Annotated in this window: 18 protein-coding genes; 10 read left to right on the top strand and 8 right to left on the bottom strand. The window is 62.6% G+C overall.

Annotated features, from left to right (window positions below):
* Window positions 1-12: 12 nt before the first annotated feature.
* Complete coding sequence (gene mscK, locus G7020_RS08600) at window positions 13-3,282, top strand: mechanosensitive channel MscK (protein WP_181083736.1); 3,270 nt, start codon at window positions 13-15, stop codon at window positions 3,280-3,282.
* A gap of 106 nt (window positions 3,283-3,388) precedes the next feature.
* Entirely contained in the window at window positions 3,389-4,849 is a 1,461-nt protein-coding gene (gene selO, locus G7020_RS08595; RefSeq protein WP_181083734.1) for a protein adenylyltransferase SelO, read from the top strand.
* 128 nt (window positions 4,850-4,977) lie between these two features.
* Here the strand turns inward: selO and G7020_RS08590 are convergent, their stop codons facing one another.
* The 6 genes from G7020_RS08590 to G7020_RS24010 form a co-directional block, all read right to left on the bottom strand.
* Complete coding sequence (locus tag G7020_RS08590) at window positions 4,978-6,180, bottom strand: hybrid sensor histidine kinase/response regulator (RefSeq protein ID WP_181083732.1); 1,203 nt, start codon at window positions 6,178-6,180, stop codon at window positions 4,978-4,980.
* A gap of 3 nt (window positions 6,181-6,183) precedes the next feature.
* Entirely contained in the window at window positions 6,184-6,780 is a 597-nt protein-coding gene (locus G7020_RS08585) for a chemotaxis protein CheB (RefSeq protein ID WP_181083730.1), read from the bottom strand.
* The gene (locus G7020_RS08580) at window positions 6,777-7,595 is read right to left on the bottom strand and encodes a CheR family methyltransferase (RefSeq protein WP_181083728.1); all 819 of its coding nucleotides are present in this window, start codon (window positions 7,593-7,595) and stop codon (window positions 6,777-6,779) included. Before G7020_RS08580 ends, G7020_RS08585 begins: the two co-directional genes overlap by 4 nt.
* 1 nt (window position 7,596) lies before the next feature.
* Window positions 7,597-11,082 carry a response regulator gene (locus G7020_RS08575; protein ID WP_181083726.1) on the bottom strand — a complete coding sequence of 1,162 codons (3,486 nt, stop codon included), beginning with the start codon at window positions 11,080-11,082 and terminating at the stop codon, window positions 7,597-7,599.
* A gap of 228 nt (window positions 11,083-11,310) precedes the next feature.
* A complete protein-coding gene (locus tag G7020_RS08570; protein ID WP_037024013.1) occupies window positions 11,311-11,469 on the bottom strand; it encodes a YqaE/Pmp3 family membrane protein in 159 nt (52 codons plus the stop codon).
* Between the two features lie 389 nt (window positions 11,470-11,858).
* A complete protein-coding gene (locus tag G7020_RS24010; protein WP_258189283.1) occupies window positions 11,859-11,981 on the bottom strand; it encodes a hypothetical protein in 123 nt (40 codons plus the stop codon).
* A gap of 123 nt (window positions 11,982-12,104) precedes the next feature.
* Between G7020_RS24010 and G7020_RS08565 the strand changes: the two genes are divergently transcribed.
* Window positions 12,105-12,599 carry an LEA type 2 family protein gene (locus G7020_RS08565; protein ID WP_423835626.1) on the top strand — a complete coding sequence of 165 codons (495 nt, stop codon included), beginning with the start codon at window positions 12,105-12,107 and terminating at the stop codon, window positions 12,597-12,599.
* 22 nt (window positions 12,600-12,621) lie between these two features.
* Here the strand turns inward: G7020_RS08565 and treF are convergent, their stop codons facing one another.
* A complete protein-coding gene (gene treF / locus G7020_RS08560; protein ID WP_258189282.1) occupies window positions 12,622-14,232 on the bottom strand; it encodes an alpha,alpha-trehalase TreF in 1,611 nt (536 codons plus the stop codon).
* Complete coding sequence (locus G7020_RS08555; RefSeq protein ID WP_181083720.1) at window positions 14,229-14,996, bottom strand: glucose 1-dehydrogenase; 768 nt, start codon at window positions 14,994-14,996, stop codon at window positions 14,229-14,231. The genes treF and G7020_RS08555 overlap by 4 nt, the downstream gene beginning before the upstream one ends.
* Before the next feature lie 169 nt (window positions 14,997-15,165).
* Between G7020_RS08555 and rarD the strand changes: the two genes are divergently transcribed.
* From rarD to G7020_RS08520, 7 genes are all read left to right on the top strand, one after another.
* On the top strand, window positions 15,166-16,053 hold the full coding sequence (gene rarD / locus G7020_RS08550) for an EamA family transporter RarD (protein WP_181083718.1): 888 nt from the start codon (window positions 15,166-15,168) through the stop codon (window positions 16,051-16,053).
* Between the two features lie 180 nt (window positions 16,054-16,233).
* Complete coding sequence (locus G7020_RS08545; RefSeq protein WP_181083716.1) at window positions 16,234-18,414, top strand: malate synthase G; 2,181 nt, start codon at window positions 16,234-16,236, stop codon at window positions 18,412-18,414.
* Between the two features lie 451 nt (window positions 18,415-18,865).
* Window positions 18,866-20,488: a methyl-accepting chemotaxis protein gene (locus G7020_RS08540; RefSeq protein ID WP_181083714.1), complete on the top strand. Its 1,623-nt coding sequence runs from the start codon at window positions 18,866-18,868 to the stop codon at window positions 20,486-20,488.
* Window positions 20,489-20,509: 21 nt separating this feature from the next.
* Window positions 20,510-21,679: a hypothetical protein gene (locus G7020_RS08535; protein ID WP_181083712.1), complete on the top strand. Its 1,170-nt coding sequence runs from the start codon at window positions 20,510-20,512 to the stop codon at window positions 21,677-21,679.
* Between the two features lie 11 nt (window positions 21,680-21,690).
* Window positions 21,691-22,095: a phosphate ABC transporter substrate-binding protein gene (locus tag G7020_RS08530; protein ID WP_181083709.1), complete on the top strand. Its 405-nt coding sequence runs from the start codon at window positions 21,691-21,693 to the stop codon at window positions 22,093-22,095.
* 433 nt (window positions 22,096-22,528) lie between these two features.
* The gene (locus G7020_RS08525; protein WP_181083707.1) at window positions 22,529-24,463 is read left to right on the top strand and encodes a putative nucleotidyltransferase substrate binding domain-containing protein; all 1,935 of its coding nucleotides are present in this window, start codon (window positions 22,529-22,531) and stop codon (window positions 24,461-24,463) included.
* Window positions 24,460-25,167 carry a 3'-5' exonuclease gene (locus tag G7020_RS08520; protein WP_181083705.1) on the top strand — a complete coding sequence of 236 codons (708 nt, stop codon included), beginning with the start codon at window positions 24,460-24,462 and terminating at the stop codon, window positions 25,165-25,167. The genes G7020_RS08525 and G7020_RS08520 overlap by 4 nt, the downstream gene beginning before the upstream one ends.
* Window positions 25,168-25,185 lie beyond the last annotated feature (18 nt).

Genomic DNA, 25,185 nt, shown 5'->3' with positions numbered 1-25,185 from the left:
TCGACGGCAGACATGTCCTTTTCACGCGTCTTTCTGCTGACCCTTCTGGTCAGCTTTCTGCACATTCCCGGCACTCTTCAGGCGCAGCCCTTCGACAGCCTGACCGGCGGCCAGCAGGCGGCCGAAAGCGAAGCCAGGCCGGCGCAACCCAGCCTGGCCGACCAGGTGAAACAGTACGCAGAGCAGACCACCGCCCGCAGCCAGCAGCTCGCAACCCTGCAGAAACAGCTGGCCCAGGCGCCCCAGGAAATCAGCACCGCCCAGCGCGATCTGGCCCGGCTCAAGGCAGGCCCGGCACCCGAGCCGAGCGAACGCTTCGCCACCCTGGGCGTCGCGGCGCTCGAGCAGCGCCTGGCCACCCGCCTTGCCGAGCTGAGCGAGTGGAACAAACAGCTGACCGATGCCAACAGCCTGATCATCACCGCCCAGACGCGTCCCGAGCGCTCCCAGGCGCAGATCAGCACCAGCCAGTCGCGCATTCAGGCGTTGCAGAATCGCCTCAAGAGCGGGCTCGACAATGGCAAGGCGATCAGCGATGAGCAGCGCAGCCTGTTCGAAGCGGAGATTGCCGCGCTGCAGGCCCAGATCGAACTGCGTCGCCAGGAGCTGTCAGGCAACAACCTGTTGCAGGATCTGGGCAAGGCCCGGCGCAACCTGCTCGCCGAGCGCATAACCCGCGCCGAGCAGGAAACCCAGGCCCTGCAGGGCCTGATCAATGCCAAGCGCCGCGCCGAGTCCGAGCAGACCGTGGCCGAGCTCTCGGCCAGGGCGCAGCTGGCCGGCTCCGACACGCTGCTGGCGGCTGAAAGCGCCGAGAACCTGAAGCTCTCCGACTATCTGCTGCGCGCCACCGAGCGGCTCAACCTGCTGAACCAGATGAACCTGCAGGCACGCCAGCAGCTCGACACTCTGAACCAGGCCGACCAGGCGCTGGAAGAGCAGATCGCCGTACTCGAAGGCAGCCTGCTGCTGTCCAGAATCCTCTACCAGCAGAAGCTCAACTTGCCCAAGGTGCAGCTGGACAAGAACCTCGCCGACGAAATCGCCGACCTGCGCCTCTACCAGTTCGAGCTGAACCAGGCGCGCGACCGTGCCGGCAACCCGCAAAGCTATGTCGATCAGCTGCTGGCGGGGCAGCCCGAGGAGCAGATCACGCCGCAACTGCGCAGCGCCCTGCTCGACCTGCTCAAGACCCGCAGCGAACTGCTGGACCGCCTGAACCGCGAGCTCAATGCGCTGCTCAACGAATCCATCACCCTGCAGCTGAACCAGAAACAACTGCACGACACCGCCCGCGCGCTGAGCGCCACGCTGGACGAGCAGATGTTCTGGATTCCCAGCAACAAGCCGCTGGACTTCAGCTGGCTGACCAGTTTCCCGCAACGCCTGGAGCGGCAACTGGGCACCATCGGCTGGCACTCGGCCCTGTCACAGATGGCTGCCGGACTGAAGGAGCGGCCCCTGCTCTTCCTGCCCCTGCTGCTGTCGATTGCCTGGCTGCTCTGGCGTCGCCGGATGATCAACGACAAGCTCGACGAGCTGAGCCGGGACGTGGGGCATTTTCGCAATGACAGCCAGCGGCATACGCCACTGGCGTTGCTGCTCAACGTGTTGCTGGCATTGCCCGGCGCCCTGTTCCTGACCCTGTGCGGCTATCTGCTGCAGATGGATGCGCGCGGGCAGAACCTGGGGCTGAGCGCGGCGATGTATCAGATGGCCCAGGCCTGGCTGGTGTTCTACACGGCCTACCGACTGCTGTCGCCAGGGCGGTTGGCCGAACTGCATTTCCGCTGGTCCCTGCCGCAGGTCGCCTTTCTGCGCAATGAAATCCGCCGCCTCGGCCTGGTGGTACTAGTGCTGGTGGTGGTCGTCAGCATTGCCGAGCAACAGCCGGCGAGCCTGGCCGAGGACGCCCTCGGGCTGGTAGTCATCCTCACCTGTTACGCGCTGATGAGCTGGCGCCTGATGCGCATCCTGCTCAAGGGGCCGGCCAGCGAGAACGCACCACCGGCCCGGCTGTTTCTGGGGGTGATCTTCAGCCTGCTGCCGCTGGCGCTGATCGTGGTGGTCGGCACGGGCTACTATTACAGCGCGCTGAAACTCACCGAGCGCCTGATCGACACCCTCTACCTGCTGATGATCTGGATCGCCCTGGAATCCATGCTGGTCCGCTCGCTGACCATCGCTGCGCGGCGCCTGGCCTACCAGCGGGTCATGGACAGACGCCAGGCGGCGGAAGAGGAAGGCACAGGCGAGCACCTGGAAAACATCGAAGAACCCAACCTGGATATCGAGCAGGTCAACCAGCAATCGCTGCGCCTGACCCGCCTGGCCACCTTCGGCCTGTTCCTCGTGGCGCTTTACTGGGTCTGGTCGGACCTGATTTCGGTGGTGTCCTATCTGGATAATGTCGCGCTGTACGAATTCACCAGCGGTTCGGGCGATGCCCTGACGACCTCGGCCATCAGCCTCAACGACCTGCTCGGCGCCCTGGCCATCGGCGGCATCACCCTGATCCTGGCGCGCAACCTGCCGGGGCTGCTGGAGGTGCTGGTGCTCTCGCGCCTGCGCCTGGCGCCGGGCAGCGCCTACGCCACCGGCACGCTGCTGTCCTACACCCTGGTGGGCACCGGCATCGTCTCGGTGCTCTCGACCCTGGGGGTGAGCTGGGACAAGCTGCAGTGGCTGGTGGCCGCGCTTTCCGTGGGATTGGGCTTCGGCCTGCAGGAAATCTTCGCCAACTTCGTCTCCGGCCTGATCATCCTGTTCGAGAAGCCGGTGCGCATCGGCGACGTGGTGACCATCGGCAACCTGTCCGGCACCGTCAGTCGCATTCGTATCCGCGCTACCACCATCACCGATTTCGATCACAAGGAAATCATCGTCCCCAACAAGACCTTCGTCACCGACCAGCTGGTCAACTGGTCGCTGAGCGACACGGTCACGCGGGTGACCATCCGCATCGGCGTGGAATTCGGCTCCGACCTCGAACAGGTTCGCGAGCTGCTGTTCCAGGCCGCACGGGAAAACCCCCGCGTGCTGAAGGAGCCCGAACCCCAGGTGTTCTTCCTCAGTTTCGGCGACAGCCGCCTGGAACATGAGCTGCGCCTGCACGTCCGTGATCTGGCCGACCGCAACCCGGTGATCGACGAGATCAACCGCCGGGTCGATCGCGAATTCCGCGAGCGCGGCATCACCATCGCCTTCCGCCAGCTGGATGTGCACCTGAAAAACCGTGCGGGCCAGGAGCTGGCCTTGCCGGAGCGGCCAAACGAAGCGTAGGGCCGAACTTGTTCGGCCATGCCAGCTGACAACCCCGCCACTGGAGCGGGGTCATAATACGGGCGCCCTTTCGTCTCCCGTTACCCGCCGCGCACCTGGAGCTGCCGTGAAAACCCTGACCCAGCTGACCTTCGACAACCGCTTCGCCCGCCTGGGCGACACCTTTTCCACACCTGTGCAACCGCAGCCCCTGAGCGACCCGACGCTGGTGGTGGCGAGCGAGGCGGCCATGGCCCTGCTGGACCTGGACCCGGCACAGGCCGAGCTGCCGCTGTTCACCGAACTGTTCGCCGGGCACAAGCTGTGGTCCACCGCCGAGCCGCGCGCGATGGTCTATTCCGGCCACCAGTTCGGCAGCTACAACCCGCAGCTCGGCGATGGCCGTGGCCTGTTGCTCGGCGAGGTGCGCAACCAGGCCGGCGAATACTGGGACCTGCACCTCAAGGGAGCCGGGCAGACGCCCTACTCACGCATGGGCGACGGTCGCGCGGTGCTGCGCTCTTCGATTCGCGAGTTCCTCGCCAGCGAACACCTGCATGCACTCGGCATCCCCAGTTCGCGCGCGCTCTGCGTGACCGGTTCGAGCGAGCCGGTGTATCGCGAACGCCAGGAGCGAGGTGCCATGCTGCTGCGCCTGGCACCCAGCCATGTACGCTTCGGCCATTTCGAATTTTTCTACTACACCAGGCAGCACGAAGCGCTCAGGCAACTGTTCGATCATGTAATCGCGTGCCATTTCCCCGAATGCCTGGGACAGCCCGAGCCTGGTCAGGCGTTCTTCCAACAGGTGCTCGAACGCACCGCCGACATGATTGCCTACTGGCAGGCCTATGGTTTCTGCCACGGGGTAATGAACACCGACAACATGTCGATCCTTGGCATCACCTTCGACTTCGGCCCCTACGCCTTCCTCGACGACTTCGACGCCCGCTTCATCTGCAACCATTCCGACGACCAGGGCCGCTATTCCTTCGAGAACCAGGTGCCCATCGCCCACTGGAACCTCGCCGCCCTGGCCCAGGCGCTGACACCCTTCGTCGCAGTGGAGCAGCTACGCGAAACCATGAGCCTGTTCCTGCCCCGCTACGAAGCCGCCTGGCTCGACCTGATGCGCCAGCGCCTGGGCCTGCGCACGGTCGAAGAGGCCGACAAGGCGCTGGTACAACGCCTGCTGCAGCTGATGCAGGACAGCGCCATCGACTACACGCGCTTTTTCCGTGAACTCGGCGACAGCGCGCCCGAGCAGGCCTTGCGCCGGCTGCGGGAAGATTTCATCGATATCAAGGGCTTCGACGCCTGGGCCGAGCAATATCGACAGCGCTGCGAGCGTGAAGGCACTGCCCAGGCCGAACGCCAGGTGCGGATGCGCGCGGTCAATCCCAGGTACATCCTGCGCAACTACCTGGCCCAGCAGGCCATCGAAGCCGCCGAACAGGGCGACTACGGCCCGGTGCGCGAGCTGCACGCGGTACTCTCACGCCCCTTCGACGAACAACCCGGCATGCAGCGCTACGCCGAACGCCCACCGGAGTGGGGCAAGCATCTGGAGATCAGCTGTTCGTCGTGACAGGCCCGGTGGTTGTACAAGCGATACGACCGGTGCGAGGGAAGCGCCGTTGGCGATTCCATCCTACGAAGCATCGCCACCGTAGCCTGGATTAGCCGAAGGCGTAATCCGGGAGGAGCTCGGATACGTTACCCAGCGTTGTATGGATTCAAGGGCAGCGTGACGCGAAACAACGCACCCTGGCCTTCCTCGCTTTCCACCTGGATGCGGCCCCCATGGGCCTTGACGATCTGTTCGGCGATGAACAGACCAAGGCCCAGGCCCGCGCTGCTTTCACTGCCTTCGGCCCGTTCGAACTGATGGAAGATGCGTTCCAGGCTTTTCTGGCTGATGCCGATGCCACGATCACGCACCTCGATGCAGGCGCCTTCGGCGATGGCGCAGACGCTGACCTGCACCGGCTTGCCGGCGCCGTAGCGCATGGCGTTGGTGAGCAGGTTGGCCAGCACCTGCTCGATACGAAACTCGTCCCAGATGCCAAGCAGCGGCTCCGGTCGTTGAAACAACAGAGCGCAGCCACAGGCCTCCATCTGCGGCGCGAAGTTCTCCACCACGCTGGCCACCAGCTTGCCGAGATCGACCGTCGTCGGCCTGATCGACAGCTTGCCGGTGCGAATGCGCGATACATCGAGCATGTCGTCGATCAGGCGGATCAGGCTCTGGATCTGCCGCTCGTCCTTGTCCGCCATCTGTCGCAACCGCCCCTCGTCGAATGCCGCGAAGTTGTTGCGCGCCAGCTGCATCTGGCGCAACTGCACTTCGAGAATCAGCGTGTTGAGCGGCGTTTTCAGTTCATGGGAGACAATGGACATGAAGTCGTCGCGCATGCGCACGGCTTCCTCCAGCTCGGCCTTGGTGCTGCGCAGCTCGGTGAGCAGCACTTCCTGCTCGCGGCGGCTGCGTTCGAGCGCTTCGAGCTGGCGGGCCATGCGCTTGCGGTTACGGTACAGGTCGACGAACACGCTGACCTTGCTGCGCACCGCATGGGTGTCCAGCGGCTTGTGCATGAAGTCCACCGCGCCGCTCTCGTAGCCCTTGAATGCGTAGTTGAGTTCGCGCCCGGCGGCGCTGACGAAGACGATGGGAATCTGCTTGGTGCGCTCGGTGCCGCGCATCAGCTCGGCCAGTTGGAAGCCATCCATGCCGGGCATCTGTACGTCGAGAATGGCCAGGGCGAACTCATGACGCAACAACAGCTCCAGCGCCTGCTCCGCCGACTCGGCCTGATGCACATGGATGCCCGGCGCCCGCAGTACGGCATCCAGCGCCAGCAGGTTCTCCGGCAGGTCATCGACGATCAGCAGGTTCGCTTCATCGGTTTGGTCAGGCATGGGTCACTCCAGTTCGCGCAACAGTCGATGAATATCGCGCAGGGGCAGAATATGGTCCGGCGCAAAGCGCTGGAGTGCGGCGAGCGGCATGGTCGGCATCTCGGCCTCGACGGGGTCCTGAACGATGGTGAGACCACCGGCCTGCGCGATCATCCGCAGACCCGCAGCCCCGTCCTCGTTGGCGCCGGTCAGCAGGATCCCGGCGACCCGCTCACCCCAGACATCGGCGGCGGACTCGAACAGCACATCGATCGAGGGGCGGGAAAAATGCACCGCATCATCCTGGCTGAGCGACAGGGTCAGGTCTGCCTCGACCAGCAGGTGATAGCCCGGCGCTGCAAAATACAGCGTTCCGCCGCCTAGCGCCTCCTTGTCGTCGGCCTCCTTGACCCGCAGCCCGGTCTTGCGCCGGAAGATCTCCACCAGTTGCGTCGGCCCGCTGTCGGGCACGTGCTGCACCACCAGCAGCGGCAGCCGGTATGTCGCCGGCAGGCCGCTGACCAGAGCGCTCAACGCAGCCAGTCCCCCCGCCGAGGTACCGATCACCACGGCATCCACTGCAGGTCGCTGGGCATGTGCGTTGGGGGCCAAGCCTTTCATAGCTTGCGAAAGATCCTCTGTTCCTTGTCGAAGGCATCGAAGCGGTCGCCACACGCGGAAAACTCGACGGTTTCCTTGCTGCCCAGGCCGAGAAAGCCGCGATGGCACAAGGAGTCGTGAAAGAGCTCGAAGGCCCTATTCTGCAGCGGCTTGTTGAAGTAGATCAGTACATTGCGGCAGGAAATCAGCTGGGTTTCAGCGAACACGCTGTCAGTCGCCAGGCTGTGGTCGGCGAAGGTCATCTGCTCCTTCAGGGACTTGTCCATGATCGCCGAGTCATAGGCTGCCGTGTAATAGTCGCTGAGGCTGTGCCTGCCACCGGCCCGCTGGTAGTTGGCCGTGTACTGGCTCATGTCGGCGATATTGAAAATACCCTGGCGAGCACGCTCCAGCGAACGCGGATTGATATCGGTAGCATACAGAATGGTCCGCTCCAGCAGGCCCTCTTCCTTGAGCAGGATCGCCATCGAATAGACTTCCTCGCCGGTGCTGCAACCGGCAATCCAGATCTTCAGCGAGGGATAGGTGCGCAGCACCGGCACGACCTGTTCACGCAATGCCCGGTAATAACCGGGGTCACGAAACATCTCGCTGACCGGGATGGTGAGAAACTGCAACAGCTCCATGAATGCCTGGGCATCGTAGAGAATCCGCCCCTGTAGCTGCGAGATGCTGTCGCACTTCATCTGCCGCAGCGCCAGCAGTACCCGGCGCTTGAGCGAAGCCTGGGAATAATCGCGAAAATCGTAGCTGTAGCGCAGGTAAATTGCTTCGATCAGCAGCTTCAGTTCGATGGCCTGGTTGCGCTCCGGCATGTCACAGCAGCTCCACTTTCGGCAGCCAGACGCGAATCAGCGAGAACAGGCGGTCGAGGTCGATGGGCTTGGCCAGATAATCGTTGGCGCCGGCGCGCAGACAGCGCTCCTGGTCGTCCTTCATCGCCTTGGCAGTGACTGCAATGATCGGCAACTTGGCGAATTGCGGATCCTTGCGGATCTCTTGCATCGCGGTAAAGCCGTCCATTTCCGGCATCATGATGTCCATCAGCACCAGATCGATGTCATCCACGTTCTGCAATTGCGTGATGGCTTCATGGCCATTGCGGGCGATTTCGATCAGCGCACCCTTTTGCTCCAGCGCACTGGTCAGGGCAAAGACGTTACGCACATCGTCATCGACCACCAGGATCTTGCGGCCCTCGAAAGCCTTTTCACGGCTGCGCACGCTCTTGAGCATCTTCTGTCGCTCGGGCGGCATGTCCGATTCGACCTTGTGCAGGAACAGCGTGACCTCATCGAGCAGCCGCTCGGGCGAGCGTGCACCCTTGATGATGATCGAACGCGAATACTTCATCAGTGCCGCTTCTTCATCGCGGGTCAGGTTGCGCCCGGTATAGACGATCACCGGCGGGAAGGAGCAGATATCCTCGCGCGCCATGCGTTCGAGCAGTTCGTGACCGTCCATGTCGGGCAGCTTGAGGTCGATGACCATACAGTCGAATACGGTCGAGCGCAGGTGTTCGAGGGCTTGCGCGCCGAACTCGACGGCGGTGATTTCCACGTCCTCGTCCTCGATCAGACGCGCCATGCTTTCACGTTGCAGTGCGTCGTCCTCGACCAGCAGGATGCGTTTGACCTTTTGCGCGAGCTTGGCCTCCAGCCGCTTGAACACCTCTTTCAGCTCATCTCGCGTAGCCGGCTTGATGGCATAGCCGATGGCCCCCATCTGCAGCGCAGTCTCCTTGCGGTCCTCGACTGAGATGATGTGCACCGGGATATGCCGGGTGGTCGGGTTTTCCTTGAGCCGTTCGAGAACGGTCAGGCCGGAATGGTCGGGCAGGCGCATGTCCAGCAGGACGGCATCGGGTCGGTACTGCACGGCCAGGTCGAAGCCCTGATCGGCATTCTGCGCGAGCAGACAGCTGTATTTCAGCTCGTGGGCCAGATCGCGCAGGATACAGGCGAACTGCGGTTCGTCTTCGATCACCAGCACCGAACGTTCGCTGAAGGGGAAGTTCCTGCGATCATCCTCCAGCGCCATCGGTGCCGGCTCAGTCGTGACGGGCGGCGCTGGCGGCATCGTTGCCTGGAGCAGCGGCGCCGCGACGGCTGCGACGGGCGCCGGCAGTTGCTCCGCCGCAGGCTCGCTGTAGTTTTCCGGCACGATCAGGGTGAACAGGCTGCCGCCTCCCGGCGCGCTGTCCACTTCGATGGTGCCACCGAGCAACTGGGCCAGTTCGCGGGAAATCGACAGGCCCAGACCGGTACCGCCGTAACGCCGGTTGGTGGTGCCATCGGCCTGACGGAAGGCTTCGAAGATCACCGCCTGCTGCTCTTCAGCGATGCCGATGCCCGTATCGCGCACGGCAAAGGCGATGTGACCTTCGTCATGGCGGCTGATCCGCAGTTCGACCGAGCCCTTGTCAGTGAACTTGAAGGCATTCGACAGAAGATTCTTGAGAATCTGTTCAAGCCGCTGGCGGTCGGTGTACAAGCTCGTCGGCAAGTCGCCATCGAGGGTGACCTCGAAGCGCAGCGACTTTTCCAGCGCCTGAGCCAGGAACAGACTTTTCAAGCCGTCGAGCATGCGCGCAAGCACCAGCAGTTCAGGATGCACGTCGAGCTTGCCGGCCTCGACCTTGGAAATGTCGAGGATGTCGTTGATCAGGGTGAGCAGGTCATTGCCCGCCGAGTAGATGGAGCGCGCGAACTGCACCTGATCACCGCTGAGGTTGCCCTCGGGGTTGTCTGCCAGCAGCTTGGCCAGGATCAGCGAGCTGTTGAGCGGTGTGCGCAGCTCGTGGGACATGTTGGCGAGGAATTCGGACTTGTAGCGACTGGCGCGCTGCAGGTCCTCTGCGCGCTCTTCAAGCATCAGCTGGGCATCATGCAGATGGCGGTTCTTCAGGTCCATTTCGTCACGCTGGCGCGCCAGTTCCTGAGCCTGCTCGGCAAGCTGCTCATTGGTCTGTTCCAGTTCGGCCTGCTGTTCTTCCATATGCGCCTGCGACTCGCGCAGTGCACTGGATTGCTCTTCGAGTTCTTCGTTGGCCGCGCGCAGCTCTTCCTGCTGAACCTGCAATTCCTCGTTGAGCTGCTGGGTTTCGGCCAGCACATGCTGCAGACGCTGGCGATAGCGCGCCGCTTCGATGGCCGAACCGACGCTCTCGCTGATGCGCCGCAGCAACTCGCTGTCCTCTTCACGCAAGGGCCGCAGAAAGCCCACTTCCAGCACCGCATTGAGCAGGCCGCTGTCTTCCACTGGCATGATCAGCAACGACTGCACATCAGTGCTGCCCAGCGCCGAACTGACCTTCAGATAACCTGGCGGAATGTTCTCCAGCGCCATCGCCCGGCGCTCGAGCGCAGCCTGACCGACCAGGCTCTCGCCGAGTTCCAGCGTCCGTGCCCGGTCCGCGCTGCCCTTGCTCCAGGCGAACTCGGCGACACGCTGCAGCTTGCCATCCTGGGTCACATACAGCGCGCCGACAGCGACGCCCAGGTAGCCGGAAAGGAAGTTGAGGATGTTCTGGCCCAACATCGGCAACGTCTGCTCGCCGATGATCGACTCGCTCAGCTGCGTCTGCCCGGTGCGATACCAGGCCTGCTTTTCCAGCGCAGCCGCATGCGCCTGTTGCTGACTCAGCGAGCTGGCGTAGCTGTCGGACAGGCTGAGCAGGTCGCGCCGACCGAAATACACCAGCAAGCCGCTGAAGATCAGGCTGAACAGCAGAAAAGCGCCGATCAGCAAGGTGGTGATCGTTTCCGAGGTATCGGTGCGTTCTTCCCTGGCCTGGCGCTCGCTGGCAACGAATTCAGCAAGCAGCCGGCGCTGTTCCTGCTTCAATTCCAGGCCTCGCTGGCTGCGGATGTAGTCGGTTATCGGCTCGTTCAGGGCACGACGGGCAATGGCTGTTTCGGCAAACTCGGCCCATTCGCGTTGCAGTGCGGCAATACGCTCGATGCGATTGAGCTGTACCAGATTATTGCTGGCGTACGCCTTCAGTTGCTTCAGTTCGTCGGTCAGCAGGGGCAATTCGCGTCGGTAGGGTTCGAGAAAGATGTCCTCGCCAGCGATCAGATAACCGCGCATCGAAGCCTCCAGGTCGCCGATTATTTTCAGCGTCTCGTGAGCGTGTGACACGCCCCGGACCGACTGATCGACCCAGTGACTGACGTTCAGCAGGTAGTAGACGATGGCGCTGAAGAAGAACGCGCTGAGAAATCCGAAACCAAGCGGCACGGCCACATTACGGTTGAGAATGCGCCTGAACTGGTTTTGTTCGATGAAAGAGTCGCCCATGTGATTCCTTTCCAGTCGCTGCACGATGGCGGTTGGTGACAGTTGCCTTCGGCAAGCTGATCGATGCGTCGTACGGTAAACGCTTTGTTCTCGACGCGTTCGAGGTTTTTGTCAGGAAACAAGCCAGCTGGCGACTCTACCACCGGCCTGTTTACCAGCACAAAAAGCCTGACGAATAGCCGGGCTCTTTGGCGTATCAACCACTGCTTGGCAAGTGCCGGGAAACTGTCAGCGCCGGGCGATGATCCAGACCGCGTGCACGATTCCTGGAATGTAGCCCAGCAGCGTCAGCAGAATGTTCAGCCAGAACGCCCCAGCAAAACCGACCTGCAGGAAAACACCCAACGGTGGCAAAAGAATCGCGATCAGTATGCGTAGCAGATCCATCTTCAATGTCCTCTCAGCAGAAAACCCACGCTGAATCGACCCGAACGCTGTCGACGGGTTCCGTAGTGAGGGAACGAGAAAGGTCATCGCAGAAAGGAAAGCGGCAACCGCCACCGGGGCAGCGGTTGTCGGAATCAGCGGCAACCGTTTGAGTCGCCGAGGCGCAACCAAGCGCAAAGGGAAAGAGACGCGACTGGCCAGGGTTGGGCCAGTCCTGCTGCGTCGATGCGAGCCGCCTTGTGAGCCATACGCACCACCAAACTTACGCTTAGCAAGCTAACCATCTCAGAAATAACGAACCGCTGCCATTCGCTGAAAGTCGAACATGGACCGTGACGCGAATCTTCCACGAAAAGCTCACGAAGGCAGTTGGCTCGTGCAACAGGTCATTAGGCTATGGCCTTGGGAAAAGGCTGCCAAGGCCCTCCCATCATGGCCACCTGCACGCCTGCGCTGTAGGAGCGGGCCATGCCCGCGAAGTCACGCACCGGCGCGGCTGCTTTCGCGAGCATGGCTCGCTCCGACAAGAAGCAGCCGAGCTTTCGAGGCTCTGTTGACGTTTCACGGTGAGCCACGTTGCCGCGTTCAGCCATACTGCGGTAGACACGTTCCTGCCCAGGAGACTCCCGATGCCGATGCGCCCCACCGCTGTCCTTGCCCGTCTGCTGCTCGTCAGCCTGTTGCTGAGCCTGAGCGCCTGTGCGCTGTTCACCCCGCGCGATCCGTTGAATGTGCAGGTCGCCGGTATCGAGCCGCTGCCCGGTGAAGGTCTGGAACTGCGCATGCTGGTAAAGCTGCGGATCCAGAACCCCAACGATATAGCCCTCGATTACAACGGCGTGGCGCTCGAACTGGAGGTCAATGGTCGACGTCTGGCCAGCGGCGTCAGCGACCACCAGGGCAGCGTGCCACGCTTCGGTGAAAGCCTGTTGCAGGTGCCGGTAACCGTCTCCGCCTTCTCGGCGGCGCGCCAGGCGTTCGGGCTGGCCGAGCGCCTCGGTCAGGAGCAGGTGCCCTATGTGCTGCGCGGCAAGCTGGCCGGCGGTCTGTTCGGCACCCAGCGCTTCGTCGAGAAAGGCACGCTGAAGCTGCCCGACGTCAGCACCAACCCCTATCGGCGCGTACCCTGAAAGGGCACACGACACTCACGAACTACTCGCAACAGCGACCCGCCCGGCAACGGTTCGCCTCATGGGTCGGGTCTTCCTGCATGAGTTTGCGGGTGACACCGTTGGTCCAGCCGAAACCGTCCTGCAGCGGGTATTCGCCGCCGCCGGCATGCTCGGTGCAGGCTCGCAGGACATACTTCTCCACCAGCTTGCTTTCCCGCTCGAAGAGGTAGGCGACGATACCCAGCCAGCGCTCCTCGATCTGCAGCGCCAGCGCGTCCTGGCCGTAATGCTGCAGCCCACGGATGCCCATCCATTGCAGGGGCGCCCAACCGTTGGGGCGGTCCCATTGCTCGCCGCTGGCACTGCTCTCGGTGGTTGCCAGGCCTCCGGGGGCAAGCAGGCGCCGCCGCACGATATCGGCCACGCGCTCGGCCTGAGCGGAACTGGCCGCCTGCACGAACAAGGGTGTCAGCGTCGCCGCCGTAAGATTGTCGCGCTGCCTTTGCAGCGTCCAGTCATAGTCGAAATAGGCGCCCTCGCGCTCGCTCCACAGGTAACGGTCGATGGCCGCCAGGCGCGCCTCGGCACGCAGGCGGAATGCCCTGGCGTGGTCATCCTGCCCTTTCACCTCGCTGAGTCGGGCGATCTGGCATTCGAGTTTGTAGAGAAAGCTGTTCAGATCCACCGGGATGATGCAGGTGGTGCGGATGCTCGACAGCTGCTCGGAGTCGTCCAGCCAGCGAGAGCTGAAATCCCAGCCGGATTCAGCGCCTGCGCGCAGGTCGCGGTAGACCTCGTGCGCCGGGCGGCCCGAGGCCCGCGCGGTTTCGATATCTTCCCGATAGGCCTCTTCGCGCGGCGTATCACGCTCGTCCCAGTAACGGTTGAGTACGCTGCCATCGGCCAGACAAACGCAGCGCTGACTCACCTCGCCCAGTCGCAACGCGTCGCCACCCGCCATCCAGAAGGCATGTTCCTTGAGCAGTTGCGGCAGGTAATCGCTGGCGCGATGCACGCCGTGCTCCTCGAACAGGTCGGCCATCAACGCGAACACCGGCGGTTGCGAGCGGCCCAGGTAATAGGTGCGATTGCCGTTGGGTACATGGCCGTAGGTATCGATCAGGTAGGCGAAGTTGTCAGCCATGGACCGCAGCAGATCGCAATGCCCACTCTCGTCCAGCCCCAGCATGGTGAAGTACGAATCCCAATAGTACAGCTCGGTGAAACGCCCACCCGGCACCACGTAGTCATGCGGCAGTGGCAACAGCGAGGAGTGCGCCGGATGATCCTGTGGATGCCGGATCAGCACCGGCCAGAGCCGGTCGATGTGATCGCCGAGGCTGTCGTCGGGGTTGGCGACGAATTCCTTGGACGGCATTTCGAACGTGCTGAAATGCTCCGCGACAAAGGCCGGCAAGTCGAAATCCGGATCATCACAGCGCGCCCGATAAGCCTCCAGAATCTCCTCGGGATGCTGGCGCGGCGCGCAATCGACGAAGGTCTTGCTGTCAGAAAAGACGCGCTGCATCTGCACCGCGATGAAGAGTTCCTGATAGCGATCCGCCGGCGTCAGGGTGTCGGCAGCGGAAACCGCATGAATATCATGATTGAAGGGTGGCTCATTGCAGGAGATCCGGTCGCTATCGGTCATTGTTCGCTGTAGTTCCATAGCAGTCCACCATCGATCACCAGCGTAGTGCCGGTGATGTAGCTGGCTTCGTCAGAGGCGAGAAAGGCCACCGCGCCGGCCACGTCTCGCGGCTGGCCGAGGCGCCCGGCGGGGATGTTGCCGAGCAGCCTGGCGAGCTTGTCCGGCTGGTTCATCAGGGCACGGTTGAGCGGCGTATCGATTGCCCCCGGTGCGACGTTGTTGACGGTGATGCCCAGCGGCGCCAGCTCGATGGCCAGGTTGCGCATGAACATCTTCAGTCCGCCCTTGCTGGCGCAATAGCTGGTGAAGTTGGGAAATGGCAGCTCTTCGTGAACCGAGCTGTTGTTGATGATCCGCCCGCCACGGTCGCTATCGCGCAAATGCCGCGCAAAGGCCTGGGCGAGGAAAAACGGACCGCGCAGGTTGACGCTGAGCACCCGGTCGTAATCCGCTTCGTCGGCTTCGAGAAACGGGCTGTGCCGCTGCACCCCGGCGTTGTTGACCAGAATGTCGAGCTGGCCCATCTGCGCGACCGCCTCGTCCACCAGCCGGCGGCACTCGGCGACTACGCCAATATCGGCGGCGATAAAGCAGACCCGGCGCCCCAGGGCGCGAATCCGTTCGACGGTCTCGCGTGCCTCGCCGCTGTCCTCCCGGCCATTGACGACCAGGTCGGCACCCTCCTCGGCCAGGCGCACGGCGATGCCGCGACCAATCCCCTGGGAACTGCCAGTGACCAGGGCAATCCTGTTCAGCAATTTCATCATGCACCTCATCTGGACCTCATTACCTGTGACGACCAGCCCTGCGCTGCGGTTCAACGGCGCATGTTTGCAGATGCTTCACGGCTCTGTGCAAGGGGCTCGCAACGGCAGACAGACAGCTCTATCAGGCGCAGAATGGCGAGCTCTCCGTTGCTCATTCAGGACATCCATGGCCACCGCCGACTTACGCAAGGGCTATCTGCTGGGGCTGACGACCTTCTGCATCTGGGGTCTGTTCCCGCTGTATTTCAAAGCCGTCGAGCAATATGCCGCGCTGGAAATCGTCACCCAGCGTGCCATCTGGTCGGCGCTGTTCGGCTCGCTGGTGCTCCTGTTCTGGAGGCATCCCGGCTGGTGGCAGGAGCTACTCGCGCACCCGAAAAGAATCGCCGTGCTGATGATTTCCAGCGTGCTGATCGCCAGCAACTGGCTGATCTATGTCTGGGCGGTGAACAACGGCCATATGGTCGAGGCAAGCCTGGGCTACTACATCAATCCGCTGGTCAATGTGGTGCTGGGCCTGCTGATCCTGCGCGAGCGACTGCGACCCTTGCAGTGGCTGGCGGTGGCCATGGCGGCCCTCGGGGTCGCACTGCAACTGATCACGCTGGGTGAGTTTCCCTGGGTGTCGATTGCGCTGGCGTTGAGTTTCGGCAGCTACGGCCTGCTGCGCAAGCAGGCGCCCGTGGCGGCCTTGCCCGGCCTGGTGGTGGAAACCTGGCTGCTGTTGCCGCTGGCGCTGGTCTGGCTGTTGTTCTTCGGCAGCGGCCCGAGCACCGAACCAGCATTCTGGACCACGCTCGACGCACTTTGGCTGGTGGCGGCGGGGCCGGTGACGCTGGTTCCGCTGCTGTGCTTCAACGCGGCGGCACGGCACCTGCCCTACTCGACCCTGGGCTTCCTGCAATACATCACGCCGACCCTGCTGCTGATTCTTGCCGTGTGGGTGTTTCACGAACCCTTCCCGGCTGACCGCCAGCTGGCCTTTATCTGCATCTGGGCGGGGCTGGCGGTATACAGCTACGATGCCTGGCGAATCATGCGCAAGGCGGTGTGAGCGACAGGTTTCAAGCTGCCTTTCGAGATGCGCGAAAGGGCTGCAAGGCATTGATACCCCTGAGAAGTCACCCCTTTCAGTGGACTGATTTTCCCCTGCGCTTCATGTAGTATCGACCGGCCCGGACTACAAGAAATTTTGCGGCCCGACAGATTTTAAGAAAACCAAGTGAGGCGAGTAATGACTGAGCGCGTTCAAGTCGGTGGCCTGCAGGTCGCCAAAGTCCTGTATGACTTCGTCAACAACGAAGCGATCCCTGGCACTGGCGTCGATGCCGCGGCTTTCTGGGCCGGTGCCGACAGCGTCATCCACGATCTGGCGCCGAAGAACCGCGCGCTGCTGGCCAAGCGTGACGACCTGCAGGCACAGATCGACGCCTGGCATCAGGCCCGTGCCGGCCAGGCTCATGACGCCGTAGCGTACAAGGCCTTCCTGCAGGAAATCGGCTATCTGCTGCCCGAAGCCGAAGACTTCCAGGCCACCACCCAGAACGTCGACGAAGAAATCACCCGCATGGCCGGCCCACAGCTGGTGGTGCCGATCATGAACGCCCGCTTCGCGCTGAACGCCGCCAACGCCCGCTGGGGTTCGCTGTATGACGCGCTGTACGGCACCGACGCCATCTCCGAAGACGATGGCGCCAGCAAAGGTCCCGGCTACAACGAAGTTCGCGGCAACAAGGTCATCGCCTACGCCCGCGCCTTCCTCGACGAGGCCGCGCCGCTGGAAAACGGCTCCCACGTCGACTCCACCGGCTACCGCATCGACGGCGGCCAGCTGGTCGTCTCCCTGAAAGACGGCAGCACCACCGGCCTGAAAGACCCGCAACTGCTGCTCGGCTTCCAGGGCGAAGCCAGCGCGCCGATCGCCGTGCTGCTCAAGCACAACGGCATCCACTTCGAGATCCAGATCGACCCGTCCAGCCCCATCGGCCAGACCGACGCCGCCGGCGTGAAGGACATCCTGATGGAAGCGGCGCTGACCACCATCATGGACTGCGAAGACTCCATCGCGGCCGTCGACGCCGACGACAAGACCATCGTCTACCGCAACTGGCTCGGTCTGATGAAGGGCGATCTGGTCGAGGAACTGGAAAAGGGCGGCAAGCGCATCACCCGCGCCATGAACCCCGACCGCGTCTACACCCAGGCCGACGGCAACGGCGAGCTGACCCTGCATGGCCGCTCCCTGCTGTTCATCCGCAACGTCGGGCACCTGATGACCAACGACGCCATCCTCGACAAGGAAGGCAACGAAGTGCCGGAAGGCATCATGGACGGTCTGTTTACCAGCCTCGCCGCCATGCACAACCTCAACGGCAATACCACGCGCAAGAACACCCGTACCGGCTCGGTCTACATCGTCAAGCCGAAGATGCACGGCCCGGAAGAAGTGGCCTTCGCCACCGAACTGTTCGGTCGCGTCGAGGATGTTCTCGGGCTGCCGCGCAACACTCTGAAAGTCGGCATCATGGACGAAGAGCGCCGCACCTCGATCAACCTCAAGGCCTGCATCAAGGAAGCGCGCGAGCGCGTGGTGTTCATCAACACCGGCTTCCTCGACCGCACCGGCGACGAGATCCACACCTCCATGGAAGCCGGCCCGGTGGTACGCAAGGCCGCGATGAAGGCCGAGAAGTGGATCAGTTCCTACGAGGACAACAACGTCGACGTCGGCCTGGCCTGCGGCCTGCAGGGCAAGGCGCAGATCGGCAAGGGCATGTGGGCCATGCCCGATCTGATGGCCGCCATGCTGGAACAGAAGGTCGGCCACCCGCTGGCCGGCGCCAACACCGCGTGGGTACCGTCGCCGACCGCCGCCACCCTGCACGCCATGCACTACCACAAGGTCGACGTGTTCGCCCGCCAGGCCGAACTGGCCCAGCGCACCAAGGCCTCGGTCGACGACATCCTGACCATCCCGCTGGCCAAGGACACCAACTGGAGCGACGAGGAAAAGCGCAACGAGCTGGACAACAACGCTCAGGGCATCCTCGGCTACATGGTGCGCTGGGTCGAGCAGGGCGTCGGTTGCTCCAAGGTTCCGGACATCAACGATGTCGCGCTGATGGAAGACCGCGCCACCCTGCGTATCTCCAGCCAGCACGTGGCCAACTGGATGCGCCATGGTGTGGTCACCCAGGAGCAGGTCGTCGAAAGCCTCAAGCGCATGGCGCCGGTGGTTGATCGCCAGAACGAAGGTGATCCGCTGTACCGCCCGATGGCACCGAACTTCGATGACAGCGTGGCCTTCCAGGCCGCGCTGGAACTGGTCCTCGAAGGCACCAGGCAGCCCAACGGCTACACCGAGCCGGTCCTGCACCGCCGCCGCCGCGAGTTCAAGGCCAAGAACGGCCTGTAAACCGCACAGCAAGTCAGAGAAACCGCCCTTCGGGGCGGTTTTTTTATGGCTATGTCTCCGTTGCGGGTTGTTGGAGCAACCCTGTTTCCGGGAAGGACGGGACAGGGACACTGAGCCCATGCCTGCGAAGCGATGCCCGAGCGGTTCCCTTCGCGGCCAAGGCCCCTCCCACGATGGCCGCGTACACCGCATACCCTGTGGGAGCGGGCCATGCCCGCGAATAGATGCCCGACCATCCTCTGTAGCGGACTTGTTAGCAATTTTCGCGGCTGAAGCGCAACGCCACCAGCCGCCGCCCCCACGAAAAACCTGAATCCGCCCAACGGTATTCAACTTCTACCTGCGACAACCGATATATGACTCAAATTACAACTTCAGTCACAATATTTCCGACTGATGGCCTTTCGGTATCAGTTTCGCTTGCGTAGTATCCGCTGCCCTTCGTCCACCAATGTTCAAGAACTTCTCCCTGACCGCCAAGCTGCTGCTGGTGCCTGCCGTCGCCCTGTTCGGGCTGATTCTCTATGTGGGCTACACCTCCCTGCAGCTGTCGGCCACCGATTCGCGCCTGGTGGTTCTGGAAACCCGAAGCTACCCCACCCTGGAAAAAACCGATGCGGCGATCTTCCAGTTCTCGCGCATACCGGGGCTGCTCAACAATGCGGTGGCGGCTGGCGAAGCCGAAGTGCTCGGCGATGCGCGAGACGTGCTGCAGGATATCGATGTCCAGCATCAGGCACTGGCCGCGTTGCTGAGCGATCAACCGCAACGACACTCGGCGCTGGATAACTGGCGCAACGCCGTGAAGGGCTACGCCGACAACGCCTTCAACGCCTCGGCGAAACTGATCGACGGCAGCGCCTCGTTCGACGACCTGCGCCCGAGCCTCGACCGCATGGCAAGCGATCTGGCGCAGGCACAGAAACTGGCCGCCGACTTCCGCTCCGGTGCCTACGAGGACTTCCAGCAGACGCTCGCGCAGACCCGCGAAGCCAACGCGGCGACCACACGCCTGGGCATCATCCTCAGCCTCGCCCTGGTGACTCTGGTAAGCCTTGGCGCCTGGCTGGTGATCCGCAGCGTGATGGCCAACGTGCGCGGCGTGATCGCCTCGCTGCAGTCCATCGCCCGTGGCGACGGTGATCTGACCCAGCGCGTCAACGTCGAGTCGAACGATGAAATCGGCGCCATGATCGAACTGTTCAACGGTTTTCTCGACAAGCTGCAGGGCACCATTCGCCAGATCATCGAGGCGGCCACCCCGCTGGGCCAGGTCTCGAAAGAGCTGTACAAGCTGACCCAAGGCTCGGAAGAAAGCGCCAAGTCACAACAGCGGCATACCGACTCCATCACCCGCGACATCCTCACCATGACCGGCAGCATCCAGGAAGTTGCGCAGCGCTCGCGCCAGGCCTCGGACGAAGCCAACGCCGCAGCCCGCCAGACGGCAGCGGCGCGCGAACATGTCGGCAGCCTTTCGAGCGGCATCAATGATCTGGGCGACAGCGTGCAGAGCGCCGTGCGGGCCATGGAGCAACTGGAGGAAGAAACCCAGGAAGTCGGCTCCGTACTGACCGTGATTCGCGCTATCGCCGAGCAGACCAACCTGCTGGCACTCAACGCGGCCATCGAGGCGGCCCGCGCCGGTGAGCAGGGCCGGGGCTTCGCCGTCGTCGCCGACGAGGTGCGCAACCTGGCGCAGAAGACCGCCACCTCGACCGCCGAGATCCAGCAGATCATTCAGCGCCTGCAAACCAGCGCCAACACGGTGCTCGACGTGATGACCCGCAATGGCGAGAAATCCCGCGCGAGCATCGAACGCTCGCTGGAAGCGAACCAGCTGCTGGAAGCCATCGCCCAGACCGTCAACCAGATCGACGAACTCAACGCCGGCATCGCCCAGTTCACCCAGGAGCAGATCGGCCTGTCGAGTTCCATCCAACAAGAAACCCAAGTGTTGCAGCAGGACGCACAAGCAACCGCAAACGGCGCCGAAGCCACCGCTCGTCTTGGCGAGCAACTGGTCAGCACCGGCGACCACCTGCGGGCGGCCACCGCCCAGTTCCGTGTTTAACTTTGCTTAGGGGCATCACCGATGACCGCATTACGTGTCATGAGCCTGGCAGCCGCCTGCCTGGCCGCAACACCGGCGCTTGCGCTGGATCAGGGCGAATACCGCTTCAACGGCTTCGGCACCGTTGGCTTCACCCATCTGGGTGGCGAAGATGATGGCCGCAGCTATGGCATTCAGGGCCAGACCAACGACTCCTGGCGCGGCGACCAGCTGTCCAAGTTCGGCGCCCAGCTGAGCTACGTCCTGACCGATGCCGTCGGCGTGACCGTCCAGGCTACCGCCAAGGCCGAGCAGGACGAGTGGAAGGCCAACCTGGAGTGGGCCTACCTGTCCTGGCAGACCAGCGATCAACTGATGCTCCGTGCCGGGCGTCTGCGCAGCCCGGTCTACATGTATTCCGAAAGCCTCGACGTCGGCTACAGCTACCCCTGGCTGCGCCTGCCCGACGAGGTCTACAGCCAGGTCCAGGTGACCAATTACGAAGGCGTCGATGCGGTCTACACGCTTCCGCTGTCCTACGGTTCGGTGACTGTCCAGATTGCCGGCGGTCAGGCGAAGAACCGTGATTACTACGCCTACGACGAGCTGTTCGATATCGACTACGGCAACCTCTTCGGCGCCAGCCTGAGCCTGGCCACGAATGATTTCGGCACGCTGCGCATCGGCTACGTCGAAGCCGATATCAAGACCGATATCAGCGGCGTGGTAGACGCCAGCGCTATTGGCCAAGGCGCAAACGAATCACTCTCGCTGCTGAGCCTGGATAAAGAGAAAGGCAAGTTCATCTCGATCGGCTACCAGTACGACAACGGCACCTGGATCAGCAGCAACGAATGGACTTCGCGACAGATCGAAAACGACGGTATGAAAGCAATCGACTCCTTCTACCTGATGGGCGGTCGTCGCTTCGGCGATTTCCTGCCGCACCTGACCTACGCGCAACTGGACGACAACGGTGGTCGCCAGAGTTCCTGGACCCTGGGCCTGAACTACCAGGCGACCCCGACCGTGGTGGTCAAGGGCGAATACAAGCGCGTCGATACGTCCAATGGCTATGACGGCGTCTTCACCCGTAACGCCCAGGAGGTTTTCGACAACACGGTTCATGGCATGACTTCCGGTGCCGCTGGTACCCCGGCCCGCAACTACGACGGCGACATCGTCTCCGTTGGCGTCGATTTCGTATTCTGAGGAGCGTCCAGATGAAAACATCCCTTCGCACCCTCTGCGCCGTCGCGCTGCTTGCCACGGTCTCCCTGGCTCAGGCCGAGGTCGCCGTGATCGTCAATCCAGGCGCGGCCAAAGCGCCTTCGCAAGCGGAAGTTGCCAACATCTTTCTGGGCAAGGACAAGTCCATGAAGGGCGTCGACCTCAAGGACTGGACCCCGGCCAAGGAAAGCTTTTACGCCACGGTCACCAAAAAGAACGAGTCGCAGCTGAAATCCTACTGGTCCGGCCTGATCTTCACCGGCAAGGGCCAGCCCCTGGCCAGTGTCGAGGACGATGCGGCCATGGTCGCCAGGGTCGCTGCCGAAGCCGATGCCATCGGCTATGTCGACAGCGCTGCGGTCAACGATTCGGTCAAGGTACTGTTCACCCTGCCGTAGCCACGCTGCCACATCAGAAAAAACCGCCTGCCCAGGCGGTTTTTTATTGGCAATACCCGAACCATCCGAGTGGCTCCGTTCGCGGCCAAGGCCCCTCCCACACAATGGCCCGTGCGCACCGCATACCCTGTGGGAGCGGACTTGTCCACGAGCTTTTATGCCCCGGCACCGAATATTCCGCGAAAAGCTCGCGAATGAATTCGAGCCTGCAAAAGCAGCCTTGTGCAACAGGCCATTGGGCCTTGGAAAAATGTGGTCCCGTTCGCGGGCATGGCCCGCTCCCACGATGAGCCAAGCCTGCTGATGTTACGCAGGCGCCCCAACCGCCAAGCTGACACGGATCAGCCTGCCCCATTCCAGCCACGACTAGACTTACGTCCAATTGGGCCAGAGCGGCCCGCGGCCCAACATGGAACAAAACTGGAAGTGAACCATGAGCAAAGCTGACGCTTTCGCCGAGGCAGGCAAGACTGCCGTACTGCAGAACATCCACGGAACCATGGAGTTCCTGCGCAAGTTTCCGCCCTTCATCCAGATGGAGCCGACGCATCTCGCCTTCTTGGTGGAAAACTGCGAGCTGCGTTTCTATGCCGAAGGCGACTGCATCATTTCTCCCGAAGACGGCACGGTCCAGCATTTCTATATCGTCAAACAGGGCCGGGTTCATGGTCAGCGCCCGCATACGGCCAAGCGCGGCACGGATACCACTTTCGAGGTCATCGTAGGCGAGTGTTTTCCCATGGCTGCGCTGATGGGTGAGCGCGCCACCCGAACCGGGCATTTCGCTGCCGAAGACACCTTTTGCCTGCTGCTGAACAAGCCGGCATTCATCAAACTGGTATCCAAGTCCGCCGCGTTTCGCGACTTCGCCATGCGTGGCGTGAGCAGCCTGCTCGACCTGGTCAACCAGCAGGCACAAACCCGTGCGGTGGAAAGCCTGGGCGAACGCTATTCGCTGGAAACCACCGTCGGCGAGCTGGCCGTGCATCACCCGATCGCCTGTCAGCCCTCGATGCCGTTGCGCGAGGCGGTCGGCCTGATGCAGGAGTCGAACGTCGGCAGCATCGTCATCGTCGATGAAGAACAGCACCCGCTCGGCATCTTCACCCTGCGCGACCTGCGCCGGGTCGTCGGCACCCAGCAGGGCGATCTGAGCAGCCCCATATCGGTGTTCATGACTCACGAGCCCTTCCATCTGCCGCCGGCGGCCACGGCCTTCGACGCAGCCATCGCCATGACCGAGCGGCATATCGGGCATATCTGCGTGGTAAAGGACGGCCTGCTTTGTGGTGTGATTTCCGAGCGCGATCTGTTCTCGCTGCAACGGGTCGATCTGGTCCATCTGGCGCAGACCATCCTCCACGCCGACCGTGTGGAAACGCTGGTGGCCATCCGCGCAAGCATCAATCAGCTGGTGGACAACATGCTGGCCCATGGCGCGTCGTCCGCCCAGATCACTCATATCATCACCTTGCTCAACGACCACACCGTACGCCGCGTCATCGAGATGGCCATTGCCGACCTGGGCGATCCCGGCATTCCCTTCACCTGGCTGTGCTTCGGCAGCGAAGGGCGCCGGGAACAGACGCTGCACACCGATCAGGACAACGGCATTCTCTTCGAGGCCAGCGATGCCTCCGAGGCCGCACTCATTCGCGGCAAGCTGCTGCCGCTGGCCGAACGCATCACCCGTGATCTGGATGTCTGCGGTTTCACCCTGTGCAAGGGCAACATCATGGCCAGCAACCCCGAGCTGTGCCTGTCACGCCAGGAGTGGAAACGACGCTTCAGCTCGTTCGTCCGCGAAGCAACACCGGAAAATCTGCTGTCCAGCACCATCTTTTTCGACCTTCGCTCGATCTGGGGCCCGGAAGAGGGCTGCGAGAAACTGCGTCAGCACATGCTCGACGAAGTTGCCGAAAGCCCGATATTCCAGCGCCTGATGGCCGGCAACGCACTGCGCCACCGCCCGCCGGTAGGCCGCTTCCGCGATTTCGTGCTGGAGCGCAAGGGCGATGGCAAGGACACGCTCGACCTCAAGATTCAGGGCCTGACGCCCTTTGTAGACGGCGCACGGCTGCTGGCCCTGGCCAATGGCATCGGTGAGTGCAACACGCTGGAGCGCTTGCGCCAGCTGGTGGAAAAAGGCGCCATGGAACCCAAGGATGGCGAGGCTTACGAAGAGGCCTATCACTTCATCCAGCAGACGCGCATGCAGCACCATCAGCAACAGTCGCGCAATGGCCTGCCCTTCTCCAACCGGCTGGACCCGCAAGACCTCAACCATCTGGACCGGCGCATCCTGCGCGAGTCCTTCCGACAAGCCCAGCGCCTTCAAGGCAGTCTCGCATTGCGCTATCAACTATGAACATGTTCTGGCTCAACCCACGCGGCCCCAAACTCACGCACGAACAACAGCAGCGGCTGGATGAACTGCCACTGCCCGTCCCGCCGGGAGCCGTGTCGCTGCGCAAGCAGCGGCTGGTGGTTCTCGACCTCGAGACCACCGGGCTGCATCTCAAGCGTGACAAGGTCATTTCAATCGGCGCGGTCACCATCGAAAATGGCGCCATCGACTATTCACAACAGTTCGAATGCACCCTGCGTCGCCACGTCGAGGTCACGGAGAGTGTACTGATCCACGGCATTGCGCCCAGTGAACTGGCCAGGGGTCAGGCCCCTGAAGAAGCACTGCTCAGTTTCATGGAGTTCGTAGGCGACAGCATAATACTGGCCTTCCATGCACCTTTCGACCAGCGCATGCTTGCCCGCGCCCTGAAGCAGGAGCTGGGCTACAGCCTGAAGCACAGTTTTCTCGATGTGGCCGACCTGGCTCCCATGCTGTTTCCGGAAGCACCGGTCCGGCGTAACGGTCTGGACAACTGGCTCAGCTATTTCAAGATTCAGATGCCGCAACGGCATCACGCCTCCGCAGACGCAATGGCCACTGCCGAGATCGCCCTGATCCTGCTCAATCGTGCCCAGCGCAGGGGCATTGGCCAGATCGACGAACTGGCCCAGGCACTCAGTTCCTGGCAGCGCTCGCGCAAGGCTGCCTCCCACTCCATCTGACCGCTACAGACATCGACT

The organism is Stutzerimonas stutzeri (genome assembly GCF_013522825.1).
Lineage (GTDB): Bacteria > Pseudomonadota > Gammaproteobacteria > Pseudomonadales > Pseudomonadaceae > Stutzerimonas > Stutzerimonas stutzeri_AK.
Note: the sequence above shows the minus strand (reverse complement) of the source record. Positions and strands in the feature narration are given on the sequence as shown.